14 protein-coding genes and 2 pseudogenes are annotated in these 14587 nt (G+C 70.2%); 10 read left to right on the top strand and 6 right to left on the bottom strand.

The annotated features are described in order from the left end of the window. Nucleotides 1-141 precede the first annotated feature (141 nt). The 7 genes from GobsT_RS26605 (at nucleotide 142) to GobsT_RS26635 (ending at nucleotide 7166) form a co-directional block, all read left to right on the top strand. Complete coding sequence (locus GobsT_RS26605) at nucleotides 142-1821, top strand: vanadium-dependent haloperoxidase (protein ID WP_010034893.1); 1680 nt, start codon at nucleotides 142-144, stop codon at nucleotides 1819-1821. A 112-nt stretch (nucleotides 1822-1933) separates the two neighbouring features. Continuing rightward, on the top strand, nucleotides 1934-2296 hold the full coding sequence (locus GobsT_RS26610) for a hypothetical protein (RefSeq protein ID WP_010034892.1): 363 nt from the start codon (nucleotides 1934-1936) through the stop codon (nucleotides 2294-2296). Nucleotides 2297-2309: 13 nt separating this feature from the next. Continuing rightward, complete coding sequence (locus GobsT_RS26615) at nucleotides 2310-4454, top strand: ferritin-like domain-containing protein (protein ID WP_010034888.1); 2145 nt, start codon at nucleotides 2310-2312, stop codon at nucleotides 4452-4454. Nucleotides 4455-4504: 50 nt separating this feature from the next. Beyond that, nucleotides 4505-5704 (top strand): M4 family metallopeptidase, encoded by a 1200-nt coding sequence (locus GobsT_RS26620; RefSeq protein ID WP_010034883.1) that lies wholly within the window; start codon nucleotides 4505-4507, stop codon nucleotides 5702-5704. 54 nt (nucleotides 5705-5758) lie between these two features. Further along, the gene (locus GobsT_RS26625) at nucleotides 5759-6046 is read left to right on the top strand and encodes a protealysin inhibitor emfourin (protein WP_010034879.1); all 288 of its coding nucleotides are present in this window, start codon (nucleotides 5759-5761) and stop codon (nucleotides 6044-6046) included. Between the two features lie 26 nt (nucleotides 6047-6072). After that, entirely contained in the window at nucleotides 6073-6537 is a 465-nt protein-coding gene (locus tag GobsT_RS26630; RefSeq protein ID WP_010034877.1) for a histidine phosphatase family protein, read from the top strand. A 47-nt stretch (nucleotides 6538-6584) separates the two neighbouring features. Continuing rightward, nucleotides 6585-7166, top strand: coding sequence for a hypothetical protein (locus tag GobsT_RS26635; RefSeq protein ID WP_010034876.1), 582 nt, complete (start codon nucleotides 6585-6587; stop codon nucleotides 7164-7166). Between the two features lie 310 nt (nucleotides 7167-7476). Here the strand turns inward: GobsT_RS26635 and GobsT_RS26640 are convergent, their stop codons facing one another. The 4 genes and pseudogenes from GobsT_RS26640 to GobsT_RS39980 form a co-directional block, all read right to left on the bottom strand. Then, the gene (locus GobsT_RS26640) at nucleotides 7477-8232 is read right to left on the bottom strand and encodes an IS5 family transposase (protein ID WP_010034873.1); all 756 of its coding nucleotides are present in this window, start codon (nucleotides 8230-8232) and stop codon (nucleotides 7477-7479) included. A gap of 107 nt (nucleotides 8233-8339) precedes the next feature. Next, nucleotides 8340-8948, bottom strand: coding sequence for a transposase domain-containing protein (locus GobsT_RS26645; protein ID WP_010034870.1), 609 nt, complete (start codon nucleotides 8946-8948; stop codon nucleotides 8340-8342). 91 nt (nucleotides 8949-9039) lie between these two features. Further along, nucleotides 9040-9351: a recombinase zinc ribbon domain-containing protein gene (locus GobsT_RS38985; protein WP_197905150.1), complete on the bottom strand. Its 312-nt coding sequence runs from the start codon at nucleotides 9349-9351 to the stop codon at nucleotides 9040-9042. A gap of 153 nt (nucleotides 9352-9504) precedes the next feature. After that, nucleotides 9505-9570 (bottom strand): annotated as a pseudogene (locus tag GobsT_RS39980) (hypothetical protein); the annotation flags it as partial. A gap of 129 nt (nucleotides 9571-9699) precedes the next feature. On the opposite strand from GobsT_RS39980, the gene GobsT_RS38995 reads away from it, so the two are divergent. Then, nucleotides 9700-9960, top strand: a complete 261-nt coding sequence (locus GobsT_RS38995; protein ID WP_010034866.1) for a hypothetical protein — start codon at nucleotides 9700-9702, stop codon at nucleotides 9958-9960. On the opposite strand, the pseudogene GobsT_RS39000 reads toward GobsT_RS38995, so the two are convergent. Both GobsT_RS39000 and GobsT_RS26655 read right to left on the bottom strand, forming a co-directional pair. Next, nucleotides 9852-10319 (bottom strand): annotated as a pseudogene (locus GobsT_RS39000) (recombinase family protein); the annotation flags it as partial. The gene GobsT_RS38995 and the pseudogene GobsT_RS39000 sit on opposite strands and share 109 nt — an antisense overlap. After that, nucleotides 10316-10813, bottom strand: coding sequence for a DUF2924 domain-containing protein (locus GobsT_RS26655; protein ID WP_010034864.1), 498 nt, complete (start codon nucleotides 10811-10813; stop codon nucleotides 10316-10318). The gene GobsT_RS26655 and the pseudogene GobsT_RS39000, both read right to left, overlap by 4 nt. A gap of 600 nt (nucleotides 10814-11413) precedes the next feature. Here GobsT_RS26655 and GobsT_RS26660 point away from each other — a divergent pair. Both GobsT_RS26660 and GobsT_RS26665 read left to right on the top strand, forming a co-directional pair. Continuing rightward, entirely contained in the window at nucleotides 11414-12637 is a 1224-nt protein-coding gene (locus GobsT_RS26660) for a putative DNA modification/repair radical SAM protein (RefSeq protein ID WP_010034863.1), read from the top strand. Then, complete coding sequence (locus GobsT_RS26665; protein ID WP_109570859.1) at nucleotides 12634-13974, top strand: TIGR03915 family putative DNA repair protein; 1341 nt, start codon at nucleotides 12634-12636, stop codon at nucleotides 13972-13974. The genes GobsT_RS26660 and GobsT_RS26665 overlap by 4 nt, the downstream gene beginning before the upstream one ends. Nucleotides 13975-14587 lie beyond the last annotated feature (613 nt).

Raw genomic sequence — 14587 nt, forward strand, 5'->3', positions numbered from 1 at the left:
GCTTCCGGGCGCCGACCACCCGGTCCTTACCGAGACAAGTAGCCCGCCGTGCCCGCCGGGCCGACGGGCACTAGATGGACATGCGGCGCGGCCCTCACCCGCCCCTCCCCAGCCCCCTCAGTCACTCGCTAAAGGGTTCTCATGCCACCCGAACAAGTCGACCAGCACCCCCGTCCGGCGACAGTCCAACAGGTCCAGCCGGCGAAACCTCGCGCGGCTCATACGGTCGTCAAGGCTGAGGCGCCCGTCTGCACCCCGTCGCAGGTTACGGCGACCGGCCCGAACGGGGACGAGCAGGACTTTCCGACCTACCTCGGCAACTACCACAAGGGGTTGGAACATGATCAGTACGGGGTAGTGGTCAAGGAAGTCTATGATAATTACTTTCTCGCCGCCGTCGGCACCACCACTCCGGCCCCGGACGCGTTTACCAACATCCCCCTCGCCCTCAAACGGAAGCTGACCAACCCCCAAGCCGGGTTGGCCACGGACCTGGAAGGTCCGGACCCGAAGACACTGGCCATCCGGTCCGCCCCGAAGGTCAACAGCCCCGAGGCCGCCGCCGAGGCCGTCGAACTGTACTGGATGTCCCTGCTCCGCGACGTCCCGTTCTCCCAGTTCGGCGACACCGACACGCACCCGCTGATCGCGACCGCGCTCACAGATCTCTCCCGGCTCGCCGCGTTCACCGGCCCGAAGGTGGGCGGCAAGGTGACCCCCGAGACGCTGTTCCGCGGGTGCGCCGCCGGGTCGAACCGCGGCCCGCTCGTGTCCCAGTTCCTCCTCCTCGATGTCCCCTACGGGTCGCTCACGATCAGCCATCGGCAGCGAACGGTTGTCGGCGGTCACGAGTACCTAACGGACCCGGTCACCTGGCTCGCGGTCCAGGACGGGAGCCCGGCCGCCCCGCCGGATCTGTTCGACCCGACCCCGCGGTACATCCGGAACATGCGGGACCTGGGCCAGTACGTCCACGTCGACGCGCTGTACGAGGCGTACTTAAACGCCTGCCTGATCCTGCTCGGGATGAACGCCCCGGTGGACAAGGGGAACCCGTACTACGCGAACGCCCCCTACGGGCAACCGAGCTGCCTGCCGAGCGGCAACCAGTCGAAAACGCAGATCGGGTTCGGGACGTTCGGGGGGCCGCACATCCTCAGTTTGGTCTGCGAAGTGGCCACCCGCGCGCTGAAGGCCGTCTGGTTCCAGAAGTGGTTCGTCCACCGGCGCCTCCGCCCCGAAGCGTACGGGGGGCTGGTCCACTTCCGGAAGACCGGCGCGCGCCAGGACTTCCCGGTCCACGACGACGTCCTCAACTCGCCCGCGCTCGACGAGGTGTTCGCACGGCACGGGACGTACCTGCTCCCCATGCAATTTCCCGAGGGAAGCCCGACGCACCCGGCGTACGGGGCCGGGCACGCGACGGTGGCCGGGGCGTGCGTCACCATCCTGAAGGCCTTCTTCGACGAGGATTACCCGATCCCCCACCCGGTGGTGCCGAACGACGACGGAACGGCCTTGGTCCCGTACACGGGTCCGGACGCCCACCGGCTGACCGTCGGCGGGGAGCTGGACAAGGTCGCGGCCAACATCGCGATCGGGCGGAACATGGCCGGGGTTCACTGGCGGAGCGACTACCGGGAGTCGGTTCTGCTGGGCCAGACCGTGGCGCTGTGCGTCCTCCACCGGCAGGCCCGCGATTACCACGAGGACTACTCGTTCACCGTCACGCTGTACGACGGAACGCGGGTGGTCGTTGACAAGAGCGGGGTGAAGACCGCGGACGGCAAGCCCTACGCGCTGCCGGGCTGCGCGCACTGACCCGGCGGCGCCGGGTTCGACCGCGGGACGGCGGCGCTCACGCCGTCCCGCGGTCACGCATCACGGTTCCCGACCAGCCGGCCCGAGCCGAACGAACCAAGGGGGAGGCACAATGACCCGTTACGAGCGCGTCCAGCAGATCCTCGACCAGTCCGTCGGAGGCCCGGGCGTCGACATCGGGGTCCACGGGGCGTTCTGGCGCAACCGGACGCGCGACCAGTTCGTCACGTTCCGGTTCCGAGGTCTTGACCTCGTGGCGGTGGGGGACGGGGCGGAGTCGAACCTTGTGAAGGCGTTGCGGGGGGAGGCGCCTTTCGGTGCCGACCTCCCGAACCCGCCGCCTGGGGCCCGGTTCAGCCGAATGCCCGCGGGACTCGACCCCGTCCCCGATCCGGACATCGCGTTCATTCAGCGGTGGATCGACGCCGGCTGTCCGGAGGACCAGTTCGCCTCCGGCCGACTGGAACACCAATAAAGAGGACGCTCTGGTGCCACACGGATTCATCACCTGGCGACCGGCCGGGCACGCGGGTAACGCGCGCGTCGCCGCCCCGCCGGCGTTCGCCCTGGCGGGAGCGGCGGGGCCGCAGTTGTGCCCGGCCCCGCCGGAGCCCCGGCCGGAAGCCGCTCAACCGCTGGCGGCTCGGGACGAGGCCGTCTTCCTCCTTCACACCGCGGCCGAGATCGAGCACGCGCTGCTCGTTCAGTACCTCTACGCCGCGTTCTCGTTCGGCGAGCCGGCGGCCCGCCTGCGCGCGAACGGGGGCGACCTCGAGCCGGAACCGCACGCCAAAGTGTTCGGCCCCGGCGGGTGGGACCGGACGCTCCTCGACATCGCGGTGGAGGAAATGTTCCACCTGATGACCGTCCAGAACGTGCTCCGGGCGATCGGCGGCCCGCTCAACCTGGAACGCGAGGACATGCCGTTCCGCAGCGAGTTCTACCCGTTCCCCTTTACCCTGGAGCCGGTGACCAAGGCGTCCCTGGCCCGGTACGTGGCCGCCGAAATGCCCGCCCGGCCCGACCCGGCTGCGTACCCACTCCTTCCAGAGATTTTGGCCCGCGCGCGGGTCGCCAACCACCAGGGGGAGATCAACCGGGTCGGCGCGCTTTACGCCCGCATCCTCGAGCTCCTCGGGCGCGTCCCGTCGGATGCGTTCCGACCGGAGACCGCAAACGGGTACCAGGCGGACCCGGCGGAATGGGGCGGGAGCGACGCCACGGCCCTACCGGCCAACAAGCGCGCCCGCATTCTGGCGCGGTTCGGGGGCACGCCGTCCGAGACCAAAAACAAGGTTCGTGCCGTACTCTCCCTGATCGCGGAGCAGGGCGAAGGGCCGGGGAGCGATCCGACAGGCTCGCACTTCGACCTGTTCTACCAGATGTACAAGGACTTTCCGGAAACGGACGCGGACCACGGGGCGGTGCTTTGGCACCCCGCGGTGCCGGTCCCGCGCCACCCGAGCACGAGCCCCGCGCCGTTCCCGGACCCGGACCTCGAGGCCGGGCGCGTCACGCACGGCGTGGCGGTCCGGTGGGCCAAGGTGTTCAACACGCGCTACCGGATGCTGCTCCACTTCTTGCTCCACCACCTGCTGACGGACGGCTCGGTCGTTGACCCGGACGGCCGGCCGCGGGCGGCGCGCCGGCGCGCCGCACTGTTGGGATGGGCGTTCACCGAAATGCAGACCACCCTGCGCGAGGTGTCGAACGTCCTCGCCCGCCTCCCCCGCCGCGGCGGCGCCCCATTCCCGCCGGGCCGTCCGCCGGTCGCCGGGGCGCCGTTCGAGCTGCCCTACACACTGAACCTCCCGGACCGGGACGCCGACCGCTGGCAGCTCCACCGCGACGTGTTGGACGCCGCGGAGGGGGAGCTGGCCGACCTGACCGGTCCCGCCGGGAGCGACCGAGCGATCGCCCGCCTCCGGGCAGCGAACCGGACGATCCGCGCGGTGCTCGCGGCCCCCGACCCGTTCGGGGCGGGCGACAGCGCGACGATCGGTTTCGCCCAGGTGGTCGAGATCCTCGACCAGGCGGTCGGCGGCCCGGCCGGCGCGGTCGGGCCGCCGCACCGGGCGTTCTGGCGCGGGCTGACGCGCGACCAGTTCGTGGCCCACAAGGTTCTCGGCCACAGCCTCGTCGCCGTCGGCAACGGGGCCGGCTCGGCCCTCGTGAAGGCGCTGAAGGGCGAGCCGCCGTTTGACGGGAGCGAGTTCCCGCGTATGCCCGTCGGCTCCCCTCCGGTTCCGGGCGACCGGATCGCGCGCATCGAGAAGTGGATCGACGCGGGCTGCCCCGGGGCGGCCGCCCCCACCGCCCCGACGCCGCGCGAGCAGATGATCGAGCTGCTCAAGGCGAAGCGCCCGCTGGCGCGGTCGCCCGGCCGCCACGGCGGCGTGCCCGCCGGCGGCGAGGTCTTGAGCACCCTGTTCGAACAGGAGCGGTACGCGGACATTCTCCAGTTCCTACAGACGGGCGCCGCGGGGCTCCCGCCCGCGGAGGGCACGCCGCTGGTCGCGCCGAAGAACCCGGGCGGCAGCGGCCTCTTCATCCAGATCACCGCGGGCGTTATGACCGGCCGGTTCACCGCCGATGAGGTCGCGGTCGTCGAACGTTGGATCAACAGCCTTTGAACGGTCCGAAGTGAGCGAGTTCGCAAAGCCCCCTGACACCGAGGTGCCCCATGTTCTGTGAGTGCCGTCGCTGCCTGAACTGCATCACCCCGCCGCACATCCTTGAGAAGCTCTTGGAGAGCAAGGACAAGGACATTCGCCAGGCGGCGCTGAGCACCCTGCTGACCACGGCCCGGTTGCGCGGCGAGCGCGCGATCCGCGGCGCGGTCGCGTTCGCCGCCGCCGGCCCGGGCGGCGGCCGGCGAACCATTTTCGACTGCCGGAACGGCAGCTTCCTTCCGAACGCCGTTCTGGCCCGCACCGAGGACGGCGCGCCGGCGGCCGACGAGTCCGTCAACCGGGCGTTCGACGGGTTAGGTACCACGCGCGACTTCTACAGGGAGGTGCTCGAGCGGGACTCCATCGACGGGCACGGGATGCGCCTCGACGGGTACGTCCACCGCGGCGTGCAGTACAATAACGCGTTCTGGGACGGGCGCGAGATGGTGTTCGGCGACGGGGACGGCGTGGTGTTCACCGACTTCACCAGCTCCCTCGACGTGATCGCGCACGAGCTGACGCACGGGGTGACCGAGTTCACCGCCGGTTTGGAGTACCACTTCCAGTCGGGCGCCCTGAACGAGTCGATCTCGGACGTGTTCGGGTCGCTGGTCAAGCAGTGGTCCCTCGGGCAGTCCGCGGACGCGGCCGACTGGCTGATCGGGGCCGAGGTGTTCACCCCGGGCATCGGCGCCGACGCGCTGCGGTCGTTGAAGGCGCCGGGGACGGCGTACGACAACAGCCTCCTTGGCCGGGACCCCCAGCCCGACCACATGAGCAAGTTCGAGGTGCGGCCCGACACCGAGGCCGGAGACTGGGGCGGGGTCCACATCAACTCGGGCATCCCGAACAAGGCGTTCTACCTGACTGCGGTGGGGATCGGCGGCAACGCCTGGGAGGCCCCCGGGCACATCTGGTACGAGGCGCTCCGGGCGTCCGGCGCGGACACCCAGTTCCAGGAGTTCGCCGACACGACGTACGCCAAGGCGGGCGAGCTGTACGGGACCGACAGCGCCGAACAACGGGCCGTGTCCGCCGCGTGGCGGGAGGTCGGCATCCGGATCAGCGGGGCCGCGTCCGGCGGGTCGCGCGGGCGTGGCGGGGCCGCGTCCGGCGACACCCTGGCCGACCTCACGAAGCAGGTCGCCGCCCTGGCCGGCCAGGTCAAGGCACTGGTGAAGGACGTCGGGGCGCTCAAGACGAAGAGGTAACGGGCGCCCCGCGGCGCGGGTACAATGCCCGACGGTCGCCCGGGAGGACGAGCAATGAAAGTGACGTTGGCGAAGCACGGTGGCCTGGCGGCCGGCATCCGCCGCCCGCCGCAGGTCGTGGACACCGACGCCCTGCCGGCCCCGCTGGCGGAGGAGCTGGCCCGGTTGGTGGCGGCCGCCGTAGCGGCCGGCACGCCGCCGGGGGAGCGCCCCGGGCGCGCCCGGGACGCGATGAGCTACACGCTCACCGTGGAGGGGGACGGCCGAACCGCCCTGACCCAGTCGGATACCGCCATGACCCCGGCGTTCGCGGCCCTGCTCGCGTGGCTGGAGCAACACTAACCCGGCCTCGGCCGGTCGAGAGCTCAATGAAGACCGTCATCCTGTTGCGGCACGCGGACGTCGACGCGCACGCCGGCCCGGCCCCCGACGCGCAGCCGCTGAACGCCGCGGGCCGCGCCCGGGCACAGGCGCTCGCCCGCGCGGTCGGGGCGGCGGGCGTTTCGGTCATTTACGTCAGCCCCGCGGCCCGCACCCAGGAGACCGTCGCGCCGCTCGCGGCCGAGCTGGGGGTGGCGCCGGCGGTCACCCCCGGTCCGGCCGCGTTCGCAGCGGAGGTCGCGGCCGCCGGCAGCGGCTCCGTGATTCTCGTCGCCGGCCACAGCAACACCGTGCCCGCGCTGATCGCCGGCCTCGGCGCCGCCTCGCCCGTGGCGCTCGTCGAGGGCCACGACGACCTGTTCGTTGTGACCATCGGGGCCGGGGCCAGCGTCTTGCGCCTCAAGTACGGGGCGGCGCAGGCCCCGCGCCCGGGTGCGGTTCCGTCGCCTTGAGAGGGCGCGGGGCCGCGAGTTCCAACAGAACATCCAGTGAGCAAAAGATGAGCATCGTAATTAAAGACAATATTCTGGCGTTTTACGGCAGTGTGGGCGTTAAAAATTACATGAGGATGATTCTCAGCCCGGACCCGTTGAGGCCGACCGACGAGTGGCGCGTCGACCCGACGTCCGACAAGTTGCGGCTCAACGAACACCCGCTGGCAGACCACAACGAGCTGTTCGCGCAGCTCCTGCAGGCCAAGAAGGCCGGTGTCGAAGCGATCTACGACGGGGTCATCGACGGGGTCGGCACCCCGCTGGACAAGTTAACCGTGGCCGATTTCACGGTGCGGCCCAATTCGCCCGTCACCCCGCCGCCCCGGCGCGGCGCGGAGGGCAAGCAAAAGACGTTCGGCCTCTCCTCTTTTAAGTGCATCATCGGCCGCCCCCACCTGGGTCTGTTTCCCAGCCGCGGCCAGGCGGTGACGATCGACCTCGCGTCGTGCGCGGTGGTGGCCGACGGCGATCCGCTTCAAGACGCCGGCGGCTTGATCGACTTCCTCCTTACCCGGTCGAACATCAACGTCACCCCGTATCTGGTCGGGGGCGCGTTGGTTCAGGTTGAAATGGAGACGGACGCCTGATGATTACAACACAAAAATCACGATACAATATACTAAATAATTTTCTTAACAATATTAATATCTATCAACATCTTAATGAGAAACGTGACTGGGTGCCCCGTCTACTGGTAACGGAGGGCGCGGCGGTTGGACCGGCCGCCGGCACCCGGGGCCGCGAGCGAATCGATCGCACTCGCGGCGCGAACGGGTCCCTCCCGCGCCAGTTTCCGTCCACCGGGTTCCGGGGGTCACGGACCGCGCGGTCGAGGAGCCGCCCAATTCCGGTCGTGGGTCGGTGTGGTGGCCTCAGTGACTGTCCCATATGTGAGAGTTATGCCACCGTGTGGTATTGAAACTCGGCGTCGACCCCTTTCGGCTCAAGCCGGTTGAGCATCAGGTGGATCATGGCCAACTTGACGACCGCCTCCGACGACCGCACCGCCTTCTCCCGGTTCTTGGACAACCGCCGGCACGTCCCCAGCCAGGCGAACGTCCGCTCCACCGTCCACCGCCGCGGTAACTTCACCCACCCCTTGGCCCCGTCCGGGCGGCGGACGATGACCAGCTCCCACCGGGCGTTCGTCTCGACCCACTCGTACAGGGCGTAGTTGTGGTACTTGCGGTCGGCGAACACCCGGCGCACCTTCCCCATCGGTTGCTCGTCCAGCCGGCCGAACAGTTCGGCCGCCGCCTTGGCATCATCGACGCCCGCGGCCGTCACCAGCACGGCCAACAGCAACCCCATGGAATCCACGAGGATGTGCCGCTTCCGCCCGTCCACGTTCTTGGCGTTGTCCCGGCCCCGCTCCTCGCCGCCGGAGGTCGTGTCCACCGACTGGCTATCCACGCTCGCGGTCGTCCGGGGCGAGTACGGCCTCTCGGCGGTGCGGACCTTTTTGCGGAGAAGGTCATGGATCGTGTCGCGGGTGCCGTTGTGTCGCCACTCGTCGAAGTACCGCCCGACCGTGGACTTGGGCGGGAAGTCCTTGGGCCGGTACCGCCACTGGCAACCGGTCCGCAGCACGTAGAAGGCCGCGTCGGTGACGTCCCGCAGGGCGGTGGTACGGGGACGGCCGCCGGGGTACACGGGATGTGTGGCTCGATGAGCCCCCACTGCTCGTCGGTCACGTCGCTCGGGTAGGATTGGGTTCGCATGGACCATTCTACCCACCCAACCGCCACACATGGGACAGGTCACTCAGAAGTCAGGTGCCGCAACAGGGCCGGAGCCATCGTGACCTCGCCCCGGCGGCACGGCTTGATCAGACTGCGCCACAGCACATGGGTACCCAACTCGCACAGGCTCAGCACCCGAGCCTGCGGGAACGCGCCCGTTGCTCGTCCCGATCCCGGATGGCCGAACGCCCGCGTGTTGGCCGCCGAATCGGCCAGATCGGCCGCGAACCCGTCGAGCCCCATGAGTCGGTACTGGTGATGGAACGCGCCCGGCGTGGCCCGTGTTGCCAGCAGCGCGGTGACGCGTTCCTGGAGCCGACGCACGGGCGCAACCCCGAGCCGCACCCGTGCCATGCACAGGGTCGAGCGCTCCGGTGTACCCTTCGGGCGGAACGGGTTGAGCCACTTGAACACCTGCCGGTAGCTGTCGCGGCTGAACAGTCCGATTCCGACTACGAACCAGAGCATGAACCAGTTCAGGAGCCGACAACAGAAGTTCGACGGGAGCGACGATTCGGTCACCACCTCTGCCATCAGTTCTCGGGGTAGCAACTGCTTCAGTGCCGCCGTTCGTTGGGACGAGGGCCATTGTGAGAACTGGTTCAGTTCGGTATAGATACGTTCCATCTGGGGCCTCCTTGTAAGTCTGGCGTTGTGGTAAACACCAGCTTGCTTGAAAGCCCCACTTTCGTACACCCCCCGTTGAACGGTATTGGCCCTAGCCCGGGCGCAGCTGCACCGACAGGTTCCGCACTTCGGCGTGCCAGCCCCGCAGGTCCTTCTCCAGCCCGGCCCGCTCGGCCTCCAGCTCGGCGGCCCGGGCGGCGCCCGCGTCCCGCGCCCGGTCCAGCACCTGGCGGAGCAGCTCCGGGTCCCGGCCCACCGCCCGGATCTTGTCCACCACGAACGCCTCGGCGGGCTCGGCCGGCACGCTCCGGGACGGGCACGTGCGGACCCCGCGCTTCTGGCCGGCGACGCACGCGTAGTACCGGTACCGCTTGGCCCCGTTGGTGCTGTGCGTGGGGGTCATGGCGGCCCCGCACGGGGCGCACCGCAACAGCCCCTTGAGCACGGCCCCGAACTGGTTCCGGACGTGTGCCCCGCCGGTGCGGCCGTTGCGCCACAGCGCCTCCTGCACCCGGTGGAACACGCCCGGGTCGACGACCGCCGGGTGCTCCCCGTCGTGCACCTCGTCCTTGTACTTGACCTTGCCGGTGTACAGCGGGTTGGTGAGCAGGTTGTACTGGTTCGTGCGGTCGAACGGCTTGCCGCCCCGCTCGGGGCCCTTCTTGGTGCCCCACCGCTTCGTGGTCCAACCCCGTGCGGCGAGCCCTCGACCACCGGGAGCAAGGAGCCGTGTTCGAGGTACAGGGCAAAGATGGCCCGCACCCGCTCGACCTCGGCGACGTTCACCACCAGCTTGTACCCGTTGGGGTCGATGTCATACCCCAGCACCGGGTGCCCGCCGGCCCACTTGCCCGTGCGGCGGGTGGCGGCGATCTTGTCCCGGGTCCGCTCGGAAATGATCTCCCGCTCGAACTGCGCGAACGACAGGAGCATGTTAAGCACCAGCCGGCCCATGGAGGTGGCGGTGTTGAACTGCTGGGTGACGGACACGAACGCCACCTGCTGCTGCTAGAATGCGCGCATCAGCTGGGCGAAGTCGAGGAGCGAGCGGCTGAGCCGGTCGACCTTGTACACGACCACGCAGTCGACCCGGCCCTCCTCGATGTGGGCCATGAGCTTCTGGAGCCCGGGGCGGTCCGTGTTGCCGCCCGTGTACCCGCCGTCGTCGTACCGCTCGCGCACCAGGGCCCAGCCCTCGCCGGCCTGGGACCGGACGAACGCCTCCCCGGCCTCTCGCTGGGCGTCGAGCGAGTTGAACTCCTGCTCGAGCCCCTCCTCGGTGGACTTGCGGGTGTAGATCGCACACCGCACCAGCTGGACCGCGGCCCGCGGCGCGAGCTTCGGGGCGGTCGCTGTGCCGTTCCGTTTCATGTGCCCTCCGGCTTGTTGAGCTTGAAGAAGTGGAACCCCTTGAGGTGGCTCCCGGTGACCGCCGCGGCGACCGCGCTGAGCGAGCCGAACGTCCGGCCGTCGTACGCGAACCCGGCGGCCAGGACCTTGACCTGAACGTCGGTGCCCTTGTACGTGCGGGTGAGGATCGTGCCGGGCGGGGGCGGTCGCGGGTCACTCGCGTGCGTCGGCACGGTGCCGGTGCGGACCGGGCCGGGCGCGGGCTCGTCGGCGTGCCCCTTGGGCGGGATCACCCGCAGGTCCGCGTCCCGGGCCAGCTCGGCCGCCCGGGCTTGCGCGCGGGCGCTGAGCCCGCCCTCGGCCAGGGCCTGGAGCCGCCACGCGATGCGCCGCACGAGCCACGTGCGATTGCCCGACGCGGTCGGCTCGCCGAACACCTCCGCGTACCGCGCCCGCAACTCTTTCGGGGTCAGCCGCCGCAGCCCGGCCAGTTCCTTCGCGACATCGATCGGCACCTCGGGTCCTCCACGGAAAAGCTGGCGATCTCGGCTCTCGGCGGCGTGAACCGCCGGTCCCAGTGACGCTCTTCTCGGGTGAAATCGCAAACTCATTCGTCTCGGAATTTGATGACCTTGCCGTGCCGGCGGTGAGCACCGGTTGGGACACGAGAAGTGCCGAGCCGAGGCGCACCAGGCCGGTGGCCAGGAGCCGAGCCAGCTCGCGGGCGCGTTCGTCGGGGGTGAGTGTGACGGGGTTGCGGGTGGAAGGCATCGGGGCACCTCGGGGGTGAATCCCCAGCGGCCTTCGCGGTGCGACCGGTGTGCTGGCGGGATGGCGGGATGGCGGGATGGCGGAAACGTCTCTACCTGTTAAGTACACCGAACGCGTTCGACGTGTTCAGCTCAGCGCGCAACGGAGCGGCCGTTTCGGACGTGGCTCCGCGGGCCGGCTCCGAGCGTCAGGTCGTGCGGGTGCGACTGGAGGGGTTGTGCGGGCCGCCGTGCCGGAAGCGGGGACGCGGGACACGGGGAGCGGCTGCCGGCGGTTGCGTTTGACCCGGTGTCGCGGTTCTGTTAGGGTGTTCACTCGTGATCGCCCGATCATAACGGTACCCCATGGACATCCGCCGCAAGCTCGAGGTGCTGGCCGACGCGGCCAAGTACGACGCCTCGTGCGCCAGTAGCGGGAGCAGCACGACGCGCCGCGACCGCCGGCTCGGCTCGACCGAGGGCATGGGCATCTGTCACAGCTATACGCCCGACGGGCGGTGCGTGTCGCTGCTCAAGCTGCTGCTCACCAACTACTGCGTGTACGACTGCAAGTTCTGCGTCAACCGGGTGTCGAGCGACACCCCACGGGCCCGGTTTACCGTCGCGGAGGTCATCCGCCTGACGCTCGACTTCTACCGCCGCAACTACATCGAGGGGCTGTTCCTCAGCAGCGGCATCGTCGGCAGCGTGGACGGGACGATGGAGCAACTGATCGCGGTGGCCCGCGGGTTGCGGGAGGACCACGGGTTCGGCGGGTATATCCACCTGAAGCTGATCCCGGGCGCGTCGCCCGAACTGGTCGCCGAGGCCGGGCGCTGGGCCGACCGGCTGAGCGCCAACATCGAGCTGCCCACCGAGCAGGACCTGCGGCAACTGGCCCCCGAGAAGACGCACGCCGAGGTCACCGGCACCATGGCGGTGGTGGCCGACGGCATCGCCGAGCGCGCGGCCGACGCGCGGGCCGGGCTGACGGCGCCGGCGTTCGCCCCGGCCGGGCAGAGCACCCAGATGGTGGTCGGGGCGACGCCCACCACCGACGGAGTGATCCTCGCCACGGCCGACGCGCTGTACCGCGTGCAGAAGCTGCGGCGGGTGTACTACTCGGCGTACAGCCCGACCCCGCACGCCGACGCCCGCTTGCCCGCCCTGCGCCCGCCGCTGCTGCGCGAGCACCGCCTGTACCAGGCCGACTGGCTGCTCCGGTTCTACGGGTTCGAGGTGAGGGAGGTGGTGGCCCCCGGCGCGAACCTGGCGCTCGACGTGGACCCGAAGCTGGCGTGGGCGCTGGCCAACCGCGACCGGTTCCCGGTGGACGTGAACGCCGCCCCGCGCGAGCTGCTGCTGCGGGTGCCCGGCGTCGGGGTGCGGAACGTGGACCGCATCCTGGCGATCCGCCGGCACCACGCCCTGACCGCCGCCGACTTGCGCAAGCTGCGGGTGAACTGGAAGACCGCGGCCCCGTTCGTGCTCACCGGCGACCACAACCCGGCCGTGCGGCGGCTCGACACCGTGGGCCTGAAGCGGTCGGTGCAGCCGACCCTGTTCGACGACCTGGGCGGCGACGCATGATCGTCGCCGCCCCCGACTTCGCCGCGTGGCGTGCCGCCGCCCGCGCGCTGCTCGTCGCCGCCGTGCCCCCGGCCGACGTCCTCTTCGACGACGGCACCGCGCCGGGCCTGTTCGCCGCGGGCGAACTGCCGCCCGCGCCCACCGCTGCCGCGCCCGAGGTGCCGCGGGCGTTCGTCGCGCTCGCGGAGGCGGTCGCCTGTCACCGCGAGGCGCAGCGGTGGGACCGGCTCTACCGGGTGCTGTGGCGGCTGACCCGCGGCGAGCCGCACCTGCTCGCCCTGGCCACCGACGACGAGGTGAGCTGGCTGCTGCGGGCGGAGAAGTCGGTGCGCCGCGACGTCCACAAGATGCACGCGTTCGTCCGGTTCCGCGCGGTGGGCGGGCACTTCGTCGCGTGGCACCGGCCGGATCACCGGATCGTGCGGCGGGCCGCCCCGTTCTTCCGCCGCCGGTTCCCCGAGATGCGCTGGTCGATCTTGACCCCCGACGAGTCGGTGACGTGGGACGGCGTGGGGTTGCACTTCGGCCCCGGCGTGCCGGCGGGCGCCGCGCCCCCGCCGGACGTGCTCGAAGACATGTGGAAGACGTACTACCGGGCCACGTTCAACCCGGCCCGGATCAAGCTGACGGCGATGAAGAAGGAGCTGCCGGTGCGGCACTGGGCGACGCTGCCGGAAGCCGCCATCATCCCCGACCTCTTGTCCGAAGCCGGTGACCGCGTCGCGGCGATGGTGGCGCACGCCGAGGGGGCCGGCTCGGCGGCGGCCTTCATGCCCGCGGCCCGCGACCTCGACAGCCTGCGCGCCGCGGCGCGTAGCTGCACCGCGTGCGGGCGGTGCGGGCCGGGCGCGCCGCCGGCGTTCGGCGTCGGCCCGGGCGGCGCGCGGGTGGTACTGGTCGGCGACCACCCGCGCGCGAGCGGAGCGGCCGACGACCTGCTCGCCGGGGCGCTGGCCGAGGCGGGGTTCGACCCGGCCGCGGTGTACCGGACCCACGCGGTCAAGCGGGCGCCGCGTCCGTCGCCGGCCGCCCCGCGCGAGCCGCACCGGGGGGCCGGCGCGTGCCGGCCGTGGCTGACCGCCGAACTGGCGGCGCTCGCCCCGGCCGTGGTCGTGTGCCTCGGCCCGCACGCGGCGCGGGCGGTGCTCGGCCCGCTGTTCCGGTTCGCCGAGCGCCGCGGCGAGCCGGTGGCTGCGGGACCGGTGGCGCGCGCAATTGCGACCCACCACCCGTCGGCCGTGCTCCGCGACCCGGCGGGAACGGGTTCCGAGATGGGGGCGGAGCTGGTTCGGCACTTGGCCCTGGCCCGCCGGCTCGCGGCGCGCGGGCCCGAGTAGCCGTCCCCACCGGTTCGGATCTCGTTCGGGGTGCGAGACGAACCCAGTGTTAACTCGTCGGGCCGTCTCTGGGAGAGTCTTTGAGACTTTTGGGGCGAGAAGTTCGGGGTGCGAGTTGGAACGGTAGGGTTCAGCTCGGACCCCGAGCTATCTCCGTCGAACCCGAGACTTTTGCGATGGGGATGAGGGGCGACAAAGTGCCTGAAAAACGTGGCAGAAATAGCATCAACCGGGAGAGAGCTCTCCCGGCTGTGCACGTTAACTCGTGGGGTGCGTTATTCCGCACCCGCTGACTCAACTCCCCGAGCACAACACTCTTCGAACTCCCACGCCTCTCCACGCGCGAGACTTTTTGGGCCTGCCCCCTTCGAAACACTGGAAATTATAGCATTTCGTGAGAAGTGGCCGCAGACGTGTGTGGTCGAGCGGTCGCTCGTTCGGATCCGGTTCGGTGTCCGAGGCGAACACTCTTCGAACCTCTCGCGGGCTCTCGGCTGTTAACTGGCAGGTTGGGTTATCGTGTCAGAAAAACTGATAGCCCGCGAGTTAACACGCGCGCGACTACAAGCGCCCCTGACGTACCTGAAAATTGGTATGGGAAGAGTTTGCGGTG

The organism is Gemmata obscuriglobus, from assembly GCF_008065095.1.
GTDB lineage: Bacteria > Planctomycetota > Planctomycetia > Gemmatales > Gemmataceae > Gemmata > Gemmata obscuriglobus.